Consider the following 20,093-nt stretch of genomic DNA (forward strand, 5'->3'; position numbering starts at 1 on the left):
ACGTCAGTCGGCGACCACGAGACGGCCTTCGCGTCCTCGTGCGATGTCCGTCTCGATGTCGTGCCTCGTGGCTCGCGCCAGGAGGGCGAGCTCGTCGCGGCGCCGCGTGCTGAAGCGGCTCTGCGGCATGGAGATGCTGAACGCGGCGACTCCGGAACCGTAGCCGTCGTGCAGCGCGAGCCCGATGGCGGTGACCTGAGGCTCGGTGTACGCGAGGTTCAATGCGTAGCCGTGCCTCTGCGCGCGGGTGATCTCCCGCTCCACGGTGGGCCACCACGCTCGTGGCGCGGTCTCCCGGAGTGCGTCGAGCTCAGGAGCGGGCAGCTCGGCGACGAGGGCCAGCCCCCCCGACGCCTCCAGGCTCGACATCACGGAACCCTGCCGGTCGGCGGTACGCAGGGTGGCACTGCCTTCGACCGTCTGGACGAACCGAACGACCGGCCCGGTCCGGACCATCAGGTTCACTGACTCGCCGCACCGCCGCGCGAGGAGCTCCAGGTGTGGCCGACATGTCGATCGCAACTGCGTCACGAGCTCGGCCTGCCCGGACCCCGACAAGATCCCCGGCCCCGGTGCGTACGACTTGTCGGGCTGCTGAACAGCGAATCCCCGGTAGACGAGCATGGCCAGGAGCCGATGCGCCGTCGAGCGCGAGACGTCGATGCGCTCCGCCGCATCGGTGAGCCGGACCGGACCCTCGTCGCGCAGCGTCTGCAGGAGGCGCAGCGCCTTGTCGACGGACTCGATCACGTACGCAGGCGTCTCTTGTAGCCGGGTGTTCTGCACAGCAGAAACCTATTGCATGGGACGGGCACCGGCTCGAATGCTTGGCCACCGGTTCAACGACGAACGGACAACTCAGATGCACATCACACGACGCGTTCTCGTCGTCGGGGGCGGGATCGCCGGCCTGGCTTCCAGCCTCGCGCTCGCCCGAGCGGGCGCCGACGTGACGGTCGTCGAGCAGGCGCCGGAGTTCGCCGAGGTCGGCGCCGGCCTGCAGCTCGGGCCGAACGCGACGCGACTGCTCGACGCCTGGGGGCTTCTCGGTCGGGTCCGGCTCAACGCCGTGGCCCCCAAGGCGCTCGTGATGCGTGACGTCGCCACCGATTCGGTGCTCGGCCGACAAGACCTGGGGGGAAGGTTTCTCCGGCGGTACGGCGCGCCGTACCTCGTCACGCACCGCACCGACCTGCACACCGTCCTGCTGGACGCCGCGCGCTCCGCGGGTGTCGAGCTGCTGTCCGGAACGCGTGTCGACAAGGTGATCCACTCCGAGAGCAGCGTGCTCGGCGTCGCCGACGACGGGCGACGGTTCCCGTCCGCCGCAGTCATCGCCGCGGACGGGCTGAACTCAGGTCATCGCGCACGCCTCGTCGGCGACCAGACGCAGCCGTCAGGATTCGTCGCCTACCGGGGGACGGTGCCCATCGACCAGGTTCCCGGCGCACACGGTCTGGAGGATGTCGTGTGCTGGGTCGGACCTGGCTGCCACATCGTGCGCTACCCGCTGCGCGGTGGGGAGCTGCTCAACCAGGTCGCCGTCTTCCAGACGCGCCGACCGACGTCCGATCGCATCCTGCGAGGTGACCCGCGGGAACTGGCAGAGGCCTTCGACATGGCCCACCCGGACGTGCTGGCCGGTCTCGAGTTCGTCGGCACCGATCGATGCTGGACGCTGGCGGACCGCGTCCCGACGACCCAGTGGGTGGACGGCCGCGTCCTCCTGCTCGGAGACGCGGCACATCCCATGTTCCAGTACCTCGCGCAGGGCGCGTGCCAGGCCCTCGAGGACGCAGCCGTCCTCGGTGACCTCGTCGCTGCGTCGCAGCCGTGGCACGACGACTCCTGGCGCAGCGTGCTGCGCGATGTCGCCGAACTGCGCGCGCCACGGACGTCGCAGGTGCAGACCTCGGCCCGAGCGTTCGGTGAGATCTGCCACGTCGACGGGATCGGGGCCACCCTGCGCGACGCGTACCTGAAAGGCCGCAACGACGAGTTCTTCGACGAGCTCGACTGGCTCTATCTCGCCCCGGACAAGCGGAGCGACACCACGACCGACCAAGAGCTCGCGCGTCTCGACGCGGCAACCAGCGAGAGGTGAGACATGCGCATCGCACGATTGACCGGAGACCGGATCGCCGTCCGTGGTGAGGGCGGCTGGTGGGACGTGACGGACCAGCTACAGCTCGAAGGACACGGTGACCCCGTGCGCGCAGTGATCGAACGTGGCACGGACCTCGAGCGGTTGGACGTCGTGGGCGCTCCCTTCGTCCGTGACGCGGACGCGGTACTCCTGGCACCGGTGGCGCGGCCGTCGAAGATCGTCGGGGCGCCGGTGAACTATCGCGACCACCAGATCGAGATGCAGGAGCAGAAGTCGATCGCCGACTACGGGGTGTTTCTCAAGGCACCGTCGTCCATCATCGGACCCGGCCAGGACATCTGCCTGCCGTACTCCGACCAGCGCACGGACCAGGAGGGCGAGCTAGGTGTCGTCATCGGACGCCGCGCGCGTCACGTCTCTCGAACCGACGCGCTGGAGCACGTCTTCGGCTACGTCCCGATCCTCGACATCACCGTCCGCTCCGGCGAGGACCGTTCGACGCGCAAGTCCTTCGACACGTTCTCGCCGGTCGGGCCGTACATCACGACCCGTGACGAGGTGCCCGACCCCGCAGGACTCACGCTGCGTTGCTGGGTCGACGGCGAGCTCAGGCAGTCCGTCGGCACAGACGAGCTGATCTTCGACGTCCCGACGCTCATCAGCTACGCCAGCCACGTCATGACGCTCGAGCCCGGTGACATCATCGCCACGGGCACGCCGGCGGGCGTGGGCTCGTTGACGGACGGTGGCTCGGTCGTGCTGGAGATCTCTGGGCTCGGCCGGCTCGAGGTGGGCGTGACAGGACGCGACAGCATCGCCTACGCCGACCGGCCCGGCCCTGCCGGTGAACGGCGCGGCGACGTGGACGCGACCGCCCCGGGCCCGGCGCCGGGGCGCGCCCACTGGGCCATGCACATGGCGGGGCTGTGGTACTTCGGCGACCTGACGTGATGGACAAGGTCGTCGCAGATCCGATGCACGCCATCGGCACCGTCGCGCACGGAGCAAGCGTCGCGGTCGGCGGGTTCGGTCTGTGCGGGATCCCCAGCGTGCTCATCGACGCGTTGCTCGAGCACGGTGCGTCCGACCTGCGCATCGTCTCGAACAACTGCGGCGTCGACGGTGCCGGTCTGGGCCTGCTGCTCGAAGCGGGCCGCATCGCCCGCATCACGGCGTCGTACGTCGGCGAGAACAAGGAGTTCGCCCGCCAGTACCTCGCTGGCGAGCTGGAGGTCGAGCTGACCCCACAAGGCACCTTGGCCGAGCGACTGCGCGCCGGCGGGGCGGGCATCGGCGCCTTCTACACGCCCACCGGCGTCGGCACCCAGATCGCCGAGGGTGGACTCCCGTGGCGGTACGGCGCGGACGGTTCGGTCACCACGGCGTCACCCGTGAAGGAGGTCCGCGTGTTCGCCGGCCGAGAGATGGTTCTCGAGGAGGCGATCACGACGGACGTGGCGCTGGTCCGAGCCGCACGTGCAGATCGTCACGGGAACGCCGTCTTCCATGCAGCCGCGCGGAACTTCAACCCGCTCGCGGCGCAGGCGGGCCGCGTCACGATCCTGGAGGCGGAGGAGATCGTGGACGTCGGTGAGCTCGACCCCGACGAGATCCACCTCCCAGGCATCTACGTGCAGCAGGTCGTGGCCCTGGACGCGCACCAGGTGAGGGCCAAGGGCATCGAGCGGATCACCATCCGGCGGGGGGTGGACCATGGCGCTCACGCGTGAGGAGCTCGCGGCGCGCGCCGCCGCCGAGCTGCAGGACGGCCAGTACGTCAACCTGGGCATCGGACTGCCCACGCTGATCCCCGACCATCTGCCACCGGGCGCCGACGTGGTCCTGCAGTCGGAGAACGGCATCCTCGGCGTCGGCCCGTACCCGGAGCGGTCGGCGATCGACCCTGACCTCATCAACGCGGGGAAGGAGACGGTCACGGTCCGCGCTGGCGCGGCATTCTTCGACTCTGCTACAAGCTTCGGGATGATCCGTGGCGGCCACGTCGACGTCGCGGTGCTCGGCGCCATGCAGGTCAGCCCTGCGGGAGACCTCGCCAACTGGATGGTCCCGGGAAAGCTGGTCAAAGGCATGGGCGGCGCGATGGACCTCGTTCACGGGGCACGTCGCGTCATCGTCGTGATGGAGCACCTGACGCGCGACGGCAGACCGAAGCTGCTTCGCGCGTGCACCCTCCCGCTGACCGGGCGATCCGTCGTCCACCGGGTCATCACCGACCTCGCCGTCCTGGACGTCGCCGGAGATCACTTCGCCGTCGCCGAGGTCGCCGCCGGGACGTCGTGGGCCGATGTCGTCGACGCCACCGACGCGCCGGTGCGGGACGCCCGGCATTAGCAGCGGCGATGCCGGGCATCGCTGATCTCGTCTTCACGACCCACCACTTCGGAGGGCATCGTCATCTCGTCGCACACTGCGGTGCGACCACAGCACTGGGACCAGCCCCTTGGAAGACCAGGGCGGTCCAAGAAAGGGATCTGCCGTGTTCCAGCTCCTCTCGCACCTCGCCCACCTCGAGGTCACCTCCCCGGACGTCGATGCGTCGGTGGCGTTCTACGTCAACGGGTTCGGCCTGCGCATCGTCGACCGGGACGCCGACGGGTCGGTCTACCTGCGGTGCTGGGGGGACCACTACGCCTACAGCCTGGTCGTCTCGCCCGGGGACCAGCCGTCGGTGAAGAACATGGCGTGGCGGACGTCGAGCCCTGAGGCGTTGGACGAGGCGGCGCGCCGCATCGAGGCGGCCGGTGTGACGGGGCGGTGGAGCGACGGTCGCCAGGGGCATGGTCGGTCGTACCAGTTCACCGGGCCCTACGGGCACACGATGGAGCTGTTCTGGGAGATCGAGAAGTATCACGCGACCGAGGAGAACGCGTCGATCTTCCCCGATCGGCCCGAGAGGCGGTCCAGCCACGCGGCCGCGCCACGCTTCCTCGACCACGTGACGGTCGCGGCATCGGACGTGCGGGGCTTCTGCGCCTGGTACAACGAGGTCCTGGACTTCCGGATCATGGCGTACACGGTCCTCGACCACATTCCGGTCACGGTCTTCGGGGTCCTCACGACGAACGAGAAGTCGCACGACCTCGGCGTCGTCCTGGACTCGTCGAGCATCCCGGGCCGCGTCAACCACATCGCCTTCTGGACCGACTCCGACACCGAGCTGGTCCGTACGGCCGACGTGCTGATGGAGAACGGCGTCGAGATCGAGTACGGCCCGTCTATCCACGGCATCGGTGAGCAGACGTTCCTCTACTTCCGGGAGCCGTCTCGGTTGCGGGTCGAGCTGAACTCCGGCGGATACCGCAACTACGTGCCGGACTGGACCCCGAACGACTGGACGCCGGCCGCAGGCTCGAACAGCATCTACCGCAACTCCGCCATGCCGATGTCGATGACCGAGTCCTTCCCGCACGACCCCGGGCACCCGACGGCGACCGAGGAAGGCGTCCTGCCGGGCACCGAGGACGCACTGCTCAATCCCTACGCGGTGCAGGGCCGAGGCTGATGCGACTCGCCACGTACCGTCACGCAGGTGTGCAGCGTGCGGGAGTGGTGCTCGGCGACGCCGGTGACGAGGTCGTCCGGGCCCTGGCTCCCGGCGCCAGCGTCCTCGGCGTTGCCAGCCTCGACCGCGAGGGCGCTGCTGCGGCCGCGTCGTGGGCGCTGTCGAGCTCGCCGGCGGTGCCGCTCTCGGACGTCAGGCTCCTTCCGCCCGTGCGCCCCACGTCGATCCGCGACTTCGTCGCTTTCGAGGAGCACGTGGAAGGAGTCGTTCGCAGCGTCTCCGGCGGTACGGGCGTCCCGGCCGAGTGGTACACAGCCCCGGCCTTCTACTTCGGGAACCCGCACAGCGTGGTCGGAGCTCGCGACGACGTGGAGATCCCACCGGGATGCGAGGTGTTCGACTTCGAGCTGGAGATAGCCGCAGTAGTCGGTGAGCACGGCCGCGACCTCGACCCCGAGCGGGCACGCGACCACATCGTCGGATACACGATCTTGAACGACTGGTCCGCGCGAGACCTGCAGGCCGTCGAGATGAAGGTGGGTCTGGGTCCCGCAAAGGGCAAGGACTCGGCGAGCACCCTGGGTCCTTGGCTGGTCACGCCTGACGAGCTCGAGCCGTACCGGGACGGGGACGGCTATCTCGCTCTGGAGATGAGGTCGTGGCTCAACGGGACGGCCGTCGGTAGGGACCTCTCCTCGAACGCCTCATGGACCTTCGAGGAGATGCTCGCGCACGCCTCCCGCGGTTCGTGGGTCGCCGCGGGTGACGTCCTGGGCTCGGGCACGTGCGGCAACGGCGGATGCCTCGCGGAGCTGTGGGGTCTGGCCGGTTCACGCGACCCGCGGCCGCTCGCAGCCGGCGACGTCGTCCGACTCGAGGTCGAGGGCCTCGGGGCGGTCGAGAACCGCGTCGTGCGCCGTCCGATCGGGGCACCCGGCCGTCCCGTGAGACCCGCTCGGACGCGCGACAGGCTCAGGAGCCGCTCGGGCTCGGACTCGGTCTGGGTGTGAGCCCCGACGACTCCGCGCCGGTGATCCTTGCCGGTGCCCGGACCCCGTTCGGCAAGTTTCGCGGCGCGCTCGCGTCGATGTCGGCGACTGACCTGGGAGCGGTGGCCATCCGTGCGGCGCTGGTCAGGTCCCGGGTTCCCGCAGATCATGTCGACGCGCTGATCGTCGGGCAGGCGCTCCAGGCCACGGCTGGTCAGGGTCCCGCTCGGCAGGCGGGAATCGCCGCCGGGCTGCCGTGGAGCACCCCGGCGACGACGATCAACAAGATCTGCCTGTCGGGTCTGACAGCCGTCATCGATGCAGCACGTCTCGTCCGCTCGGGGGAGGCGCAGGTCGTCGTCGCAGGTGGCCAAGAGTCCATGTCGAACGCCCCCCACGCGCTGCGCGCATCACGGAGCGGTCTGCCGTACGGCGACGCCACCTTGGCCGACACCCTCGAAGACGGCCTGACCGATCCGTTCTCCGGACTGTCGATGGGTGCCCTGACCGAGCAGGGCAACGCCGCACTCGCTATCGACCGGCAGTCTCAGGACAAGGTCGCCGCGCGGTCGCACGTCCGTGCCGCCGGCGCGCGCGACGAGCTCGCCGCCGAGATCGTCACAGTGACCGTTCCCGGGCCGGGCACGTCAGTGACGCGGATCGATGCCGACGAAGGCATCCGTCCGGCGAGCACCGTGGAGTCGCTCGGCCGGCTCCGGCCCGCGTTCGCGCCCGACGGCACGATCACTGCCGGATCTGCGAGTCCGCTGTCCGACGGTGCGGCCGCACTCGTCGTGGCCAGTGCCGGCTACGCCCGCCGCCACGGTCTTGCGTGGCTCGCCGAGATCGGTGCGCACGGACAGGTCTCCGGGCCGGACGCGTCGCTTCACCTGCAACCGGCGCGAGCGATCCGCGCGGCGATGGAACGCGACGGTACGGGCATCGAGGACTTCGACGTGATCGAGATCAACGAGGCCTTCGCCGCCGTCGTGCTGGCCTCCGCGATCGAGCTCGGCATCGACCCCTCTCGCGTCAACATCCAGGGCGGTGCGATCGCGGTCGGTCATCCGCTCGGGGCCTCTGGCGCGCGCCTGGCGCTGCACGCCGCCTATGAGCTGTCCCGGCGCGGCAGTGGCACCGCAGCGGTGGCTCTCTGCGGTGGGGGCGGCCAGGGCGAAGCTCTCCTGCTGTACCGGCGCTAGATGTCGTCGTCAGTGTTCTCGACGCCCTGCGCCGCCTCGAGAATGATCGACCGCAGCCACGCATGGCCGGGCTCGAGCTGTTGCGACGGATGCCACCACAGAGCTTCGACCAGAGGGATCACCTCGAACGGGCAGGGGACGATTCGAAGCCGGTGACCGCGCATCAGGTGCGGCACCAGGCGCTCCTGCACCAGAGCGATGCGATCAGTCCCCACGAGGAACTGGGGGAGGGCCAAGAAGCTCTCGACGACGACCTGGACGTGCACGTCGACGCCGAGGTTCTCGAGCTGACGCATCGGGGGAGTGAATGCCGACGATGAACGAAAGCTCACCACCCACGGGATCCGGGAGAGGTCGGCCAGCGTGACCTCGTCTCCGATCGTCGGGTGGTCAGCGTCGACGACGCAGACCCACGTGTCGGTGAAGAGGTCGAGATGAGGCAGGCTGGACAGGAAGCCGCGGGGCAGGATCATGGCGTCCGCCTCCCGGAGGACCTCCTCGGCGCGTTCGATCAGCTGCGGTGTGTGCGGATGGAACTCGACCCGGACTCCGGGTGCGCGTTCAGCAATGATCTGGCTCACGCCGGTCCCGAGCACGCTGAGCGAGTAGTCGGCAACGAGCACGCTGAACGCCCGGTCGGACCGTGCGGGGTCGAACGTCGGGGCGACGGAGAAGACGCGTTGCACGGACGCCATGGCAGCGCCCGCGCGCTCACCGAGCTGTTCGGCGAACGGCGTCAGCTCGTACGCGTTCCCGACCCGGACGAGCAAGGGGTCGTTGAAGTGCCGGCGCAACCGCGCCAACGACGCGCTGAGTGCCGGCTGGCTCAGGCCGAGCTTCGCGGCGGCGTTGGTGACACTGCGCTCACGCAGCAAGGCGTCCAGCGCGGTGAGGAGATTCAGGTTCAGGTTGGCGATGTTCACGGTCGGCCTTCCGGCGAACGGCTGCCACACGACGTCGTCGTTGGGGGAACGCCATGGCTCATCCTAGGCAACGGGACGGGGGGGAACCCGTTGCTCATGGAGTCGAGCGGCCCCGGCTGCCTGAGGGGTGTGCAACCGGGACGCTCACGACCGCAGACCGGCTGCGAGACCTAGCCGGCTGGCGTTGCCCCTCTGGATGACATGTGTCTCGTAGGCGGTCAACCCCGCGGCGTGGAGCTCGGCGACGGGGTCGTCCGAGCCCATGTCGAACGGGTGGTCGGTCCCCATGCAGACCCGGTCTACCCCGACCGAGTCCACGAGGGCCCGCAGCGTCCGCCCGTCATGGACGACGGAGTCGAACCACATCCTGCGGAGGTAGGAGCTCGGTGCGTCGGCGCACGTCCGCGCTTCTGCTCTCACGCGCCACGCCCGGTCGTTCCGGCCGAGGTAGGTCGGCAGGTAGCCGCCCCCGTGCGCACCGAGGATCTGGAGGTTGGGATGCCGGTCGAGGACTCCCGCGAAGATGAGGTGGGAGAGCGCCACGGTCGTCTCGACTGGCTGTCCGACCGAGTTCGACAGATACCAGCGGTCGAGTCGCTCGTCGAGCGTGCAGCCGAACGGATGCACGAAGACGACGACACCCAGTGCCGCCGCCTCCGCCCACAGCTCCTCGAGCCGTGGGTCCGAGAGCTCGACGGTCCCGCCCAGGGGATCGGGTGCGTGGGAGGAGATCTCGACGCCCCGCAGCCCCTTCTCGACGGCATCGCGGAGCACCCTGGCCGCCAGGTGCGGGTGCTGGAGTGGCACCACGCCGACACCCGTCAGCCGTGCGGGTGCGGCGAGGACCGCCTGTGCCACGCCGTCGTTCACCCGCCTCGCCAGTTCGAATGCCAGCGGTTCGTCAGCCCAGTAGTGGTACTGCGCCGGCGAAGGTGACAAGACCTGGATGTCGACGCCCTGACGATCCATGAGCTCGAGCCGCTGGTCGGTCCGCACGAGGAGCGACCCGCGTTCACGGATCATCGCGGCAGAGACCGCCGTCGACTCGGCTCCGTTGCGCCGCAGGTCGAGCTCCCGCTGAGCAGCGAGTCCGGGATGGTCGGCGACCAGCTGCTCGACCGCGGGGACGAGGACGTGCGCATGGACATCGACGGACGGCAGGTGCCCCAGCTCGTCGGTGCTCATGCGGGCTCGGACACGAGGGCAGAGATGCGTCCCATCAGTCCGGGCACATCGCCTCGCTCGCCGTCGATGAGCCACTGGCCGAGCTGGACCGAAGCCTCGACGACGGCGCGCGCTCGGTCGTAGCGGCGCTCCATGAAGGACTGCCACAGCGTGGCGTCGACCGCGTCGCTCGTGAGCAGCAGCTCGGCGAGAACCGCGGCATCCTCCAGCGCCTGTGCGGCCCCCTGCGCGAGCGTGGGGGGACAGGCGTGCGCTGCGTCACCGATCAGGACGACGCGTCCGCGGTTCCACGGCTCCTCGAGTACGTGGGACTCAAACCAGGTGTAGCTGACGCGCGTCGGGTCGGTCAGGGTCGGGCGGATCTCGTCCCAGGGGCCGCCATAACCTTCCGAGAGCCGAACCATCTCACTGAGCTGCTCGTCGGGCGTGAGTGCGCTGCGGTCCTGCGCCTCCTCCACGATGTAGGCGTACAGCGAGTCCTGCCCCGTGGGGCAGTACCCGGCGATGTACTGCGGCCCACCGTAGAAGAGGTCGGTCCTGGTCACGGTGTCCGGGCGCGTGGTGAACGCCCGCCAGATGCCCATCCCTGTCGACCTTGTCTCGAGTGGCACGCCGATCATCCGCCGGGTCCACGACCGGATCCCGTCCGCACCCACGACCAGGTCGTATCGTCCGCGCGACCCGTCCGAGAGCTCGACGTCGACGCCTGTGGCGTCCTGCTCGATCCCGGTGCAGGTCGTGGCGAGCCTGATCTTCACCCCGACGTCCTCGGCGCGCGCGTGGAGCACCCGGGCGAGCTCTTGGCGAGGCATCCCGAGGGCGGCCGGCAGGTCGGGCCCGCCGGTGCGCGCGTCGGGCAACACGGCGATCACCGTCCCTGCAGGGTCGGGAGCGCGAAGGCCCAGGGTGTCGAACCCGTACCCTGCCTTCTGGACGTCGTCCCACACGCCGAGGTCGCGCAGGACGCGCAGAGCGTTGCCCTGAAGGGTGATTCCGGACCCCAACGTCACGATGTCGGGCTTGATCTCGAGGAGGTCGACCTCGACACCGGCTTCGGCGAGAAGGATCGCCGTCGCCACGCCTGCGGCGCCGCCGCCGACGACGAGGACCTTGCTGACTGCTGGCATGCTCGCTCCTTCGAGAACTGTGCGAGTCACTTGACCGCGAGGGGGTTGACCGGGGCGCCGACAGCGCCGGTGAAAGGGATGGGCACCGCTGTGAGCCAGAAGTCGTAGCTGCCGTCCTGGGCGCAGTCGGCTGCGAGCTCGTCGAGGTTCCACATCTCACCGACGAACAGGCCGATGTTGGGGATCACGACCTGGTGCAGGGGTTGGAATGCTTCGTCGAACTCGTTCGGGCGGACCTCGAAGCCCCAGGTGTCCGTGGCGATCGCCGCGATGTCGGTCCGGCGCAGCCACCCGGCAGTCGTGATCGAGAGCCCGGGCGCCGGACCCCCCGCGTACTGGCCCCAGCCCTCTCGCTTGGCTCGCGTGAGGCGACCCGTGCGCACCAGGACGATGTCCCCAGGCCCTACCGTCGACGTCGCGCCCTGGGCGCTGATGCACGCTCGAAGGTGCTCCGTCGTGATGGCGAACCCGTCCGCGAGTTCTCCGCCGTCGCCTTCCACGTCGTCGCCGAGCAGTCGCCCGACGTCGAGGAGCACGCCCCTGCCAGCGATCGCTGCCGCCGCGGTCTCGATGCCGGTGACCTGGTCGCCCGCGCTGGTGACGACGTCGCCCGCCCGGCGGCCGTTGTAGGCCCAGCCGTGGTCGAAGATGTGCCCGAGTCCGTCCCACTGCGTCGAGCACTGCAGCGGCATCGCCACGACGTCGTCGGCCCCGCCGAGACCGTGCGGGAAGCCCTGGATCCCTCGCTCGGCGTCGACGCCGGTGTCGAGCATCGTGTGCACGGGGTTCGTGCGACGGCGCCAACCGTTCTGGGGACCGTTCGTGTCGAACGGCAGTGACAGGGAGAACGTCCGTCCCCGGCGGACGAGCCCGGCCGCAGCAGCACGCGACTCGTCGTCGATGAGGTTGAGGGTGCCGAGCACGTCGGCCTCGCCCCAGCGCCCGGCGTTCGAGCACGCGTCGGCGAGCAGTCCGATGACGCCCTCGGGGTCGGACCTGTCCAGCGTCGTCGGATCCATCTCGACGATGTCGTCCAGCGCGGTCACGCCGCATCCCGGTCCGTCGGATCGACGAACCGCGTTCGCTGGGCACCCAGACCCGAGATCGAAGCGTCGACGACGTCGCCAGCACGGAGGAACCGGCGCCAGTGCATCCCGTTTCCTGCGGGGCTGCCGGTGAGGACGAGGTCGCCGGGCGACAGGGCGACGAAGTGCGAGGCGTGGGAGACGAGGGTGGCGACGTCGAACAGCATGTCCTTCGCCGACTCGTCCTGCTTGGTCTCACCGTTGAGGCTCAGGGTCAGTCGAAGGTCGGCGGGGTCCCCGACCACGGCGGCCGGAACGAGGTACGGACCGAGCGGCAGGAAGCCGGGTGCGTTCTTCGCTCGGAGCCAATCGGTCCCGATCTCTGGCATGTCCCGGCGGAAGACCAGGTCGCGGGTGGTCAGATCGTTGGCGATCGTGTACCCGGCGACGTGGCTGAGGGCGTCCTCGCGGCTGACCTGGTAAGCGGGACGACCGATCACCGCGACCAGCTCGAGCTCCCAGTCGTGCTGGTCGCTGTACGTCGGGAGCGCCACGTCGTCGTACGGACCGGTGATGGCCGAAGAGCTGCCACCGAACAGGTACGGGATCCCGGTGCGGGCCCGCTCGTCCATCATCGCCGCCGTCTCGGCCCGGACCTGCTCCTCGGTGCGACCAGGGGAGAGCTCGGTGTGCTTCACGGCGAGGTCGATGACGTGGGTGCGGTAGTTGGCACCCGCCTGCACGATCTGCCGCGGCGCGACGGGTGGCATGACGCACAGCTCCGCGACAGAGCGCCAGCGCCCCGGCCGCAGTTCAGCGAGGCCCGCGAGGACCGGCTGGATGGTCTCCCACTGCTGGAGAAGCTCGTCGGTCGACCCGACCGCCGGAAGGTGCTCGGGGATCGAGGCGAGGTCCAGGACCTCGGACCCCACGACCAGCCCGGCGAAGGGGCCTGTTCCGGTGTCGAACATCCCGACGGCGTACGGCGTCGTCGCAGGGAGGGGGGTAGCGGTGCTCAAGAGTCGTCCGTCCTTCATTGCACGGTGTGCCGGTGTCGGCGGCTAAAAGGATCGGTCGCGGCGACCTCACCGTGAAGCCGCTGATCAGTGATCCCGCGCATCATGAGTTCTGATGCGACGACGCGCCCGATCACCTTGTCGGCGCCGGACGGGGTGGGATACCAACGACTCGTCTACGACGAGAGGGCTGCGATGAAGCAGATGGACGGCACCGCCGATACACCCGAGCTGGCGCGCCTGTACGAGGACTTCGAGGCCATCAGCACGAGCCCGCTGTGGACCCAGCGCGACGACCTGATGCCGACGACGCCGACGCCCAGGGCCGTTCCGCACGTCTGGCGCTGGAAGCAGCTTTTCGACATCGCCGAGCGCAGCGGAGACCTGGTCCCGGTGGGACGCGGTGGAGAGCGTCGTGCGATCGGGCTCGCGAATCCGGGTCTGCCCGGGACCGCGTATGCGACGCCGACACTCTGGTGCGCGATCCAGTACCTGGGCGGCCACGAGACGGCGCCGGAGCATCGCCATGCTCAGAACGCGTTCCGGTTCGTCATCGAGGGCGAGGGCGTCTGGACTGTCGTGAACGGCGACCCGGTCGCCATGCGGCGAGGCGATCTCCTCCTGACCCCTGGGTGGAACTTCCACGGGCACCACAACGACACCGATCAGCCCATGGCCTGGATCGATGGCCTCGACGTGCCCCTGTCGCACTATGCGGACGTCGGATTCTTCGAGTTCGGCTCCGAGCGCGTGACAGACGAGGCGTCGCCCGCGATCTCTCGCAACGAGCGGCTCTGGGCACATCCCGGTCTGCGGCCGCTCAGCGAGCTGGGGTCGAGCGTCAGCTCTCCGCTGATGGCCTACCGGTGGGAGCACACGGACCGTGCCCTGACCGAGCAGCTCGCGCTCGAGGACGAGGGTCAGCCGGCGACCGTCGAGCAGGGGCACGCGGCGGTCCGCTATACGAACCCGACGACCGGCGGCGACGTGATGCCGACGCTCCGCGCCGAGTTCCACCGGCTTCGCCAAGGCACCGTCACGCCCGTGCGGCACGAGGTCGGCTCGTCGGTATGGCAGGTGTTCGAAGGGCGGGGGACCGCCGTCCTCGGCGACGTCGAGCATGCGCTGGAGAAGGGAGATCTCTTCGTCGTCCCCAGCTGGACGCCGTGGTCGCTCGTCGCGGAAACCCAGCTCGACCTCTTCCGTTTCAACGACGGCCCGGTGATCGACGCGCTGGGGTTCACGCGCACGTACGTACCCGGCCGGGGCTGACGGGGTGCCGGCGCGCGTCGACCGGACCGACGACGTATCGATCCGAGCCGACCTGCTCGTTGCCCGTCGTGCGCAGGCTTACTACGCGAGGCAGCTTCGTGGTCTGTCAGACGAGCAGCTCGGTGAACCGTCCGAGATCGACGATTGGTCGCGACGACGACTCGTGGCGCACGTCGCACTTGACGCACGGGCGCTCACCCGACGGACCGAGTGGGCAGCGACCGGTGTGTTCGAACCGATGTGGACCTCCGCCGCCGAGCGCGACGAGATCGAGGAGTACACGGCGACGCTCCCGCCGCAGGCGCTGCGCAATCTCGCGCTGCACACAGCGATCCATCTGGACGTGGAGTGGCGAGACCTTGCCCCGTGGGCCTGGGAGGAGGTCTTCACTGGCCTCGACGGTCGGCCGATCGCGTTCCGGGCTACCGTCCCGGCGCGGGCAGGGCTGCTCTGGAAGGCGGCGTTAGGGCTCGGGAACGGCGGTCGCCTCGCCGACGCTCCAGACGCCATCCGGCGTGCGATACGGCCGGCGTCAGGCGCTTGCGGGACGCTCGCCGACGGTCGGCATCGGCTCCGATGATGGTCTCGATCACCAGATGACCCGTTGCCGGAACAGTCGTCGGCCATGTCGAATGGGTCCGTGACGCAGCCTGGCTCACGTCCATGATGCTGCGAGCACGGCCCCCACTGCAGCGTGGGCGGCCGACAAGCGCGACGACCGGAGGCCGGTCGGGTGGTGACTCAGCAGTTCCGACGACCTTCGGTCAATGGAGTCGCTACCGCGGCACGGGTGTCCTTCGGCACGGTGTCGAACGTCCTCAACCCCGCACATGATGGCTCCGACGACGCGGGCGCGTGTCGAAGGTGTGGTCTCTGAGCTGTCGTTCGTGCGCAACGGCTCGGCACGGAAGCTGCGTCAGGGGCGATGACCACGGTCGGTGCGATCGTGCTGGACATCCGGAACCCGTTCTTCACGGACGTCGCTCGAGGCGTCGAGGACAGGGTGGCGCTCGACGACCTGACTCTGATGCTCGCCAGCTCGGACGATGACCCGGAACGAGAGGCGAAGTACGTCCTCGCTTCGAGGAGCACGGTGTCCTCGGGTCCTCGTCGGCCCGTCGCGCCGGTCGATCGTCCACCTGGCGGAGATCCGGCGCCGCGGTGTCCCGGTCGACTTCCTCGATCCGGCGCCTGCTGCCTCGGATGTGTCGTCGGTGTCGGTGGACGACGTCGGCGGGCCCTGCAGTGGGACGTCCTGTCGCTGTGGTCGGGTGTCCGCGGCGGGCTGGAGGCCGCCCACCCGCTCGGCGGGTTCGCGTCCGCAACCTGCTCGTGCAGGCGTGGGCGCTCGGCGACCTGCAGGGCGGGTTGCCGGCGATCCGCGAGGTCGTCGCCGTTCCACCGAGCTCGTCCGATGGGAACCCGAGGGGGACCTGCGGGTCTGGGACCGCGCCGAGAACCGCCTGCGGACCTGATCACGACGACCGGGCCGCTGGCCGCTGGCAAGTCCGGGGGCCCCGCTCCGGTGGCACTACGCAGAACCGAGGCCGCGGCTCCGGCCGAGGTAGTGGGACAGCGCGACGGCGATCAGCAGAGCGGCTCCGTTGAACACCGGGCTGGCCCACGAGCTGGCGCCGGCGAGCGTCAGCCCACTGACGGCGACCGAGACGAAGAGGACTCCCACGAGAGCCCCCACGATGTTGAAGAAGCCGGGGCGCACGGACGTCGCACCGAGGAACGCGGCTGCCAGTGCGGGGAAGAGCAGCGTCGTTCCGGAGTCCGCAGTCGCGGAGCCGGCACGGGACAGCGCCAACACCCCGACCACTCCAGCGACTGCGCCGGCGAGCATGAAGGTCAGCGTCGATGATCGACGCACCGGAATGCCGACGAGCGTGGCCGCTCGGCGGTTCGCGCCGATGGCGTAGAGCCCCCGACCGAACGGCGTCTGTGCGAGCAGGTACCAGAGCGCCAAGGCGATGACGGCTACGACATACACCACCTGCGGGACGCCGAGCAGGGTGGTCGAACCGAAGTGGGCGAGCCGAGGATCGAGTCCGGTCAGGATGGTCTGCCCCGACGTGTACCACTGGATCAGGCCACCGAGCAGGGTTGCCATCCCCAACGTCGTGACGAACGAGTTCAGACCCACAACCGTCACGAGAAGGCCGTTGACGAGCCCGACGAGGATGCCCACGCCTATCCCGGCGGTCATGGCAATGCCGAGAGGCAGGTCGTGGAAGCTCATCAGACCGGCTGTCAGGACCGCCGACGCCGCCGCCACGGCGCCGAGGGAGAAGTCGAAGTACCCGCACACCAGCGGGAGGACGACCGCCAGGGCGAGCAGTGCCACCGTGGCCTGGTTCCCGAGCAGGACAGCCAGGTTCTGAGAGGTGGCAAAGGTCTCTCGGGTCGACGGGTTAAGGGCGAAGAACACAGCGACGACGGCGACGAGGCCGAGGAGCGCGTGGCGCTCTGCAAGACCGCGGATGCGATGGCCGGACCCCGAGCGGGTCCTCGCCTTGGTCTCGTGTCCCTCTGCCGGGCCCGCGTCGGTGGGGACGGTGGCGACTGTGCCCGTCTCGTCGATGGTCATAGAGGGCTCCGTGGGCTGGGGGTGGGCGGGGCGTCGGACATCTGGGTCAGGGTGAGCAAGGCGTCGGCGGTGAGCTCCCCGTCCGCGAGCTCGGCAGCGATGCGCCCGTCGCGGATCACCAGGACGCGGTCGCAGAGGACGGCCAGCTCGTCCAAGTCGGACGACGCGACCAGGACGCCGCACCCTCGGGCGGCCGCTTCCCGCACGGCGTCGTAGATGTCGACCCGGCTCATGACGTCGACTCCCTGGGTCGGCTCGTCGAGCAGGAGGAGGCTGGGTCGACGACGGAGCCAGCGCGCGAGGATCACCTTCTGCTGGTTCCCGCCCGAGAGCACCGAGAACGGCGCCTCGGGAGCGCCACTGCGAACTCGGTAGCGGTGGACCAGCTCGCGGGCGTCCGCGTTCTCCTTCGTGGCGTTCATGCCCGTCAGGCGCCAGTAGATCGAGCGCACGGTGACGGACAGGTTGTCCCGGATCGAGAGCTGCGCAAAGGCGGCGTCGCCGGGGCGGTCCTCCGGGACGAACGAGACGCCCGCCCGCATCCGAGCGCCTGTACCGGCCGAGGACCGCGCTCCGGCGGCGCCGTGCACGATGATCTCGCCGGCGACCGGGCGGTGCTGCCCGAAGACGGTACGCAGCAGGGAGCTCCGGCCGGAGCCGACAAGGCCCGTGACCCCGACGACCTCACCACGTCGCACCTCCAGATCCACGCCACGCAGAGGTCCTCCGTGCAGACCTCGGACCGCCAGGACGGCGTGCTCCTGGTACGGAGCCCGGTCGGTCGAGCTGCGCGTCGGAGGGCGCGCAATCAGCCGCGGCCTCGTGGAGCCGGTCATGTGCGAGACGAGCTCCTCCTCTTCCGGACGGCGGTCGACGATCTGCGCGACCGTGCGCCCGTCGCGGAAGACGGTGAAGTCGTCGCTGACCGTCAGGACCTCGGGCATCCGGTGCGATACCAGCAGGACGGTCTGCCCACGCTCTGCTCGACGCCGGACCGCGTCGAGCAGAGCGATGGACTCCTGGTGAGGCAGGGCCGCCGTCGGCTCGTCCAACACGAGGATCAGGCGGCCCTGCGGATCGGGGTCCTGCAGCGCGCGACAGATGGCGACGAGCGTGCGCTGCGCGGGTGCGAGTGCACCCACGGGCGTCGTCGGGTCGGCGTCTATCTCGTACGCGTCGAGGAGCTGTCGGACGTGTCGGTTCAGGGTGCTCCACCGGATCCGGCCGAAGCCACGGGTCGGGTAGCCGCCCTGCAGTGCGACGTTCTCCGCGACCGACAGCTCGGGGAAGAGCCCCAGGTCCTGATGGACGAAGCGGAACCCGGCCTCCCATGCGGAACGGGCCCCGTATTCGGAGGCATCCCAGGTCTTTCGCCTCGTCTCGATCCGGCCGGAGTCGGCCCGGTGCACGCCCGCCAGCACCTTGATGATGGTGCTCTTGCCGCTCCCGTTGCCTCCGACCAAAGCATGCACGGTCCCTGCCCGGAGGGTCAGGACCGCGCGGTCGAGTGCGGCGGTGCCGCCGAACCGCTTGGTGAGACCGGACACGTGCAGGACGGACCGGCTCTGGTTGCCGTCCTGCAACGCGCCGTTCGCACCGTCATCCGTCTGGAGCGCAGAGCTGTCGGTACTCACGGGCTTCTCCCCTGGTGGCGTGGGCGGTCGGGACCAGTGGACGCACGATGGGTCTGGTCAGAGGCCCCAGAGATTTCGGTAGGCAGCCCTGAAGTCGACGCCTGGGTCGTAGTCCCCGGTCGGCGGAAGACCGTGCTCGGCGTCGATGACCTGCTGGCCTTCACCGGTCGCCTGCACCTCCTCGCCGTTGAGCACGCGGATCGCCGTGTCGACCGATCCCCAGCCGCCCCACTCGGTGGAGTAGCCCACGATCGCGTCCAGGCCCGCTCCGGCGCGGATCGCCTCGACCGTCGACGCATCTCCGAAGCCACTGATCACGGCGAGCTGGTCGGAGCGACCGGAGGCGACGATGCCCTGGCCGAGGCCGGCCGTGACCCAGGCGCCCATCGGGATGTAGACGGCGTTCGCGTCATCTGCTTGCAGCAGGGCGGTCTGGAACTTCTGGCCGATCGCACCGCTCACGAGGTCGTTGTTCGAGATCTCGAGGTTGCCGACGACGTCGCAGCCTTCGCACGTCGCAATCTCGGAAGCGAAGGCCGACCTCTGCCAGGGGCCCCACAAGGGGTCGCTGAAGGAGAGCTGGAGGACCTTGGCCTTTCCATCGGTCTTGCCGATGATCCAGTCGGCGGCGAGCTTGCCGGAAAGGTTCCAGAAGTCGTGCACGTTCACGCCTTCCAGCGGGATGCGCTCCGTCGCCCACAGCGCTTCGCTGCCGGCTGAGTTGCAGTCGGCGCCCCCGCCGCCGACGACGGTGACGCCTGCAGCCTTCGCCTCGACGAAGGGTTGCTGGATCGAGATGCAGTCGATACCGATAGGAATGATGACGTTGGCACCCGCACCGATGGCCTGGCGGACGCAGCTGCCCCAGCCCTCGGGGTTGAGCTGACCGTCGCAGACGTTCACGGTCCAACCGGCAGCCTCCGCGGCCTCCTGCGAGGCCGCGACCGGCGTGGCGCAGGAGGGGGCCTGCTGGCCGCAGGAGATAACCCAGAGGTCGATGTCCTTGGGAGGGACGGTCGGTACGGTGGGCGGCGCACCGGTCTTGCCCGCGTAGGCGTTCTCGAGGGCGACCGCAGCGTTGCTTGCCGTGCTCTCCGGGGTGGCTGCTGGTGAGGCCGTCGGCTGGTCGCTGACGACTTGGGACGGGGAGCTGCAGGCTGCACCGCACAGGACGGCGGTAGCTGCCAGGATGGCGGCGATTGCCCGCGCGCACACACGATTCGACATGGGACCTCTTCCAGAGCTACCGGCTCCGGCGTCATTGCACGGAGGTAGTTCCATTCGAAGCCGGCTTTTTGACGACGCTTCTTCACGTCTCAGGACCGGGCTCCTTGGGTGCTTCATATGGAAGCATTGCTGTGCTGCGCCGGGAAATCACAACTCGCAATGGTCGCCATCCGTTTGCTGAATGCGAGCCGGAGAATACCGCGGCGGGAGGAGCTGCCGCCGAGGGCTGCGCCCGATCGCGCGAGGGCGACCGGACGCAGCTCTGCGGCG

General features: G+C 69.5%; 18 protein-coding genes. 9 read left to right on the forward strand and 9 right to left on the reverse strand.

The features are described 5' to 3' along the window. Positions 1 to 3 precede the first annotated feature (3 nt). Positions 4 to 786 (reverse strand): IclR family transcriptional regulator, encoded by a 783-nt coding sequence (locus I847_RS22760; protein ID WP_081680673.1) that lies wholly within the window; start codon positions 784 to 786, stop codon positions 4 to 6. Between the two features lie 76 nt (positions 787 to 862). On the opposite strand from I847_RS22760, the gene I847_RS0108915 reads away from it, so the two are divergent. The 7 genes from I847_RS0108915 (at position 863) to I847_RS0108945 (ending at position 7,821) form a co-directional block, all read left to right on the forward strand. Next, entirely contained in the window at positions 863 to 2,104 is a 1,242-nt protein-coding gene (locus tag I847_RS0108915; RefSeq protein WP_028049420.1) for an FAD-dependent oxidoreductase, read from the forward strand. 3 nt (positions 2,105 to 2,107) lie between these two features. Next, positions 2,108 to 3,058 (forward strand): fumarylacetoacetate hydrolase family protein, encoded by a 951-nt coding sequence (locus I847_RS22765; RefSeq protein WP_034609582.1) that lies wholly within the window; start codon positions 2,108 to 2,110, stop codon positions 3,056 to 3,058. Then, positions 3,058 to 3,837, forward strand: coding sequence for a CoA transferase subunit A (locus I847_RS0108925; protein ID WP_028049421.1), 780 nt, complete (start codon positions 3,058 to 3,060; stop codon positions 3,835 to 3,837). Before I847_RS22765 ends, I847_RS0108925 begins: the two co-directional genes overlap by 1 nt. After that, a complete protein-coding gene (locus tag I847_RS0108930; RefSeq protein WP_028049422.1) occupies positions 3,821 to 4,459 on the forward strand; it encodes a 3-oxoacid CoA-transferase subunit B in 639 nt (212 codons plus the stop codon). Before I847_RS0108925 ends, I847_RS0108930 begins: the two co-directional genes overlap by 17 nt. Before the next feature lie 145 nt (positions 4,460 to 4,604). After that, positions 4,605 to 5,630, forward strand: a complete 1,026-nt coding sequence (locus I847_RS0108935) for a VOC family protein (RefSeq protein WP_028049423.1) — start codon at positions 4,605 to 4,607, stop codon at positions 5,628 to 5,630. Between the two features lie 29 nt (positions 5,631 to 5,659). Further along, positions 5,660 to 6,640 (forward strand): fumarylacetoacetate hydrolase family protein, encoded by a 981-nt coding sequence (locus I847_RS0108940; protein WP_231384147.1) that lies wholly within the window; start codon positions 5,660 to 5,662, stop codon positions 6,638 to 6,640. Then, positions 6,637 to 7,821, forward strand: coding sequence for an acetyl-CoA C-acetyltransferase (locus tag I847_RS0108945; protein ID WP_028049425.1), 1,185 nt, complete (start codon positions 6,637 to 6,639; stop codon positions 7,819 to 7,821). The genes I847_RS0108940 and I847_RS0108945 overlap by 4 nt, the downstream gene beginning before the upstream one ends. Here the strand turns inward: I847_RS0108945 and I847_RS0108950 are convergent. The 5 genes from I847_RS0108950 to I847_RS0108970 all read right to left on the reverse strand — a co-directional run bounded on the left by I847_RS0108950 (position 7,818) and on the right by I847_RS0108970 (position 13,100). Next, positions 7,818 to 8,774, reverse strand: a complete 957-nt coding sequence (locus tag I847_RS0108950; protein ID WP_231384148.1) for a LysR family transcriptional regulator — start codon at positions 8,772 to 8,774, stop codon at positions 7,818 to 7,820. The genes I847_RS0108945 and I847_RS0108950 overlap by 4 nt on opposite strands. A gap of 114 nt (positions 8,775 to 8,888) precedes the next feature. After that, on the reverse strand, positions 8,889 to 9,929 hold the full coding sequence (locus I847_RS0108955; RefSeq protein ID WP_028049427.1) for an amidohydrolase family protein: 1,041 nt from the start codon (positions 9,927 to 9,929) through the stop codon (positions 8,889 to 8,891). Then, a complete protein-coding gene (locus I847_RS0108960) occupies positions 9,926 to 11,056 on the reverse strand; it encodes an FAD-dependent monooxygenase (protein ID WP_028049428.1) in 1,131 nt (376 codons plus the stop codon). Before I847_RS0108960 ends, I847_RS0108955 begins: the two co-directional genes overlap by 4 nt. Positions 11,057 to 11,082: 26 nt before the next feature. Beyond that, positions 11,083 to 12,075, reverse strand: coding sequence for a cyclase family protein (locus I847_RS0108965; protein ID WP_196804519.1), 993 nt, complete (start codon positions 12,073 to 12,075; stop codon positions 11,083 to 11,085). A 23-nt stretch (positions 12,076 to 12,098) separates the two neighbouring features. Continuing rightward, a complete protein-coding gene (locus I847_RS0108970) occupies positions 12,099 to 13,100 on the reverse strand; it encodes a fumarylacetoacetate hydrolase family protein (RefSeq protein ID WP_231384149.1) in 1,002 nt (333 codons plus the stop codon). A 192-nt stretch (positions 13,101 to 13,292) separates the two neighbouring features. On the opposite strand from I847_RS0108970, the gene I847_RS0108975 reads away from it, so the two are divergent. Both I847_RS0108975 and I847_RS25525 read left to right on the forward strand, forming a co-directional pair. Next, positions 13,293 to 14,369, forward strand: coding sequence for a cupin domain-containing protein (locus I847_RS0108975; protein WP_028049431.1), 1,077 nt, complete (start codon positions 13,293 to 13,295; stop codon positions 14,367 to 14,369). A 4-nt stretch (positions 14,370 to 14,373) separates the two neighbouring features. After that, a complete protein-coding gene (locus tag I847_RS25525; RefSeq protein ID WP_051274644.1) occupies positions 14,374 to 14,949 on the forward strand; it encodes a maleylpyruvate isomerase N-terminal domain-containing protein in 576 nt (191 codons plus the stop codon). 951 nt (positions 14,950 to 15,900) lie between these two features. Here I847_RS25525 and I847_RS22775 read toward each other — a convergent pair. Genes I847_RS22775 through I847_RS0109000 form a run of 3 tightly spaced genes read right to left on the reverse strand, consistent with a single transcriptional unit; the run spans position 15,901 to position 19,823 of the window. Continuing rightward, complete coding sequence (locus tag I847_RS22775; RefSeq protein WP_051274646.1) at positions 15,901 to 16,962, reverse strand: ABC transporter permease; 1,062 nt, start codon at positions 16,960 to 16,962, stop codon at positions 15,901 to 15,903. Then, complete coding sequence (locus I847_RS22780) at positions 16,959 to 18,596, reverse strand: sugar ABC transporter ATP-binding protein (protein WP_051274648.1); 1,638 nt, start codon at positions 18,594 to 18,596, stop codon at positions 16,959 to 16,961. Before I847_RS22780 ends, I847_RS22775 begins: the two co-directional genes overlap by 4 nt. A gap of 57 nt (positions 18,597 to 18,653) precedes the next feature. Beyond that, on the reverse strand, positions 18,654 to 19,823 hold the full coding sequence (locus I847_RS0109000; RefSeq protein ID WP_028049432.1) for a substrate-binding domain-containing protein: 1,170 nt from the start codon (positions 19,821 to 19,823) through the stop codon (positions 18,654 to 18,656). Positions 19,824 to 20,093: the final 270 nt, after the last annotated feature.

The sequence above is a fragment of the Cellulomonas sp. URHD0024 genome (genome assembly GCF_000426185.1).
GTDB lineage: Bacteria > Actinomycetota > Actinomycetes > Actinomycetales > Cellulomonadaceae > Cellulomonas.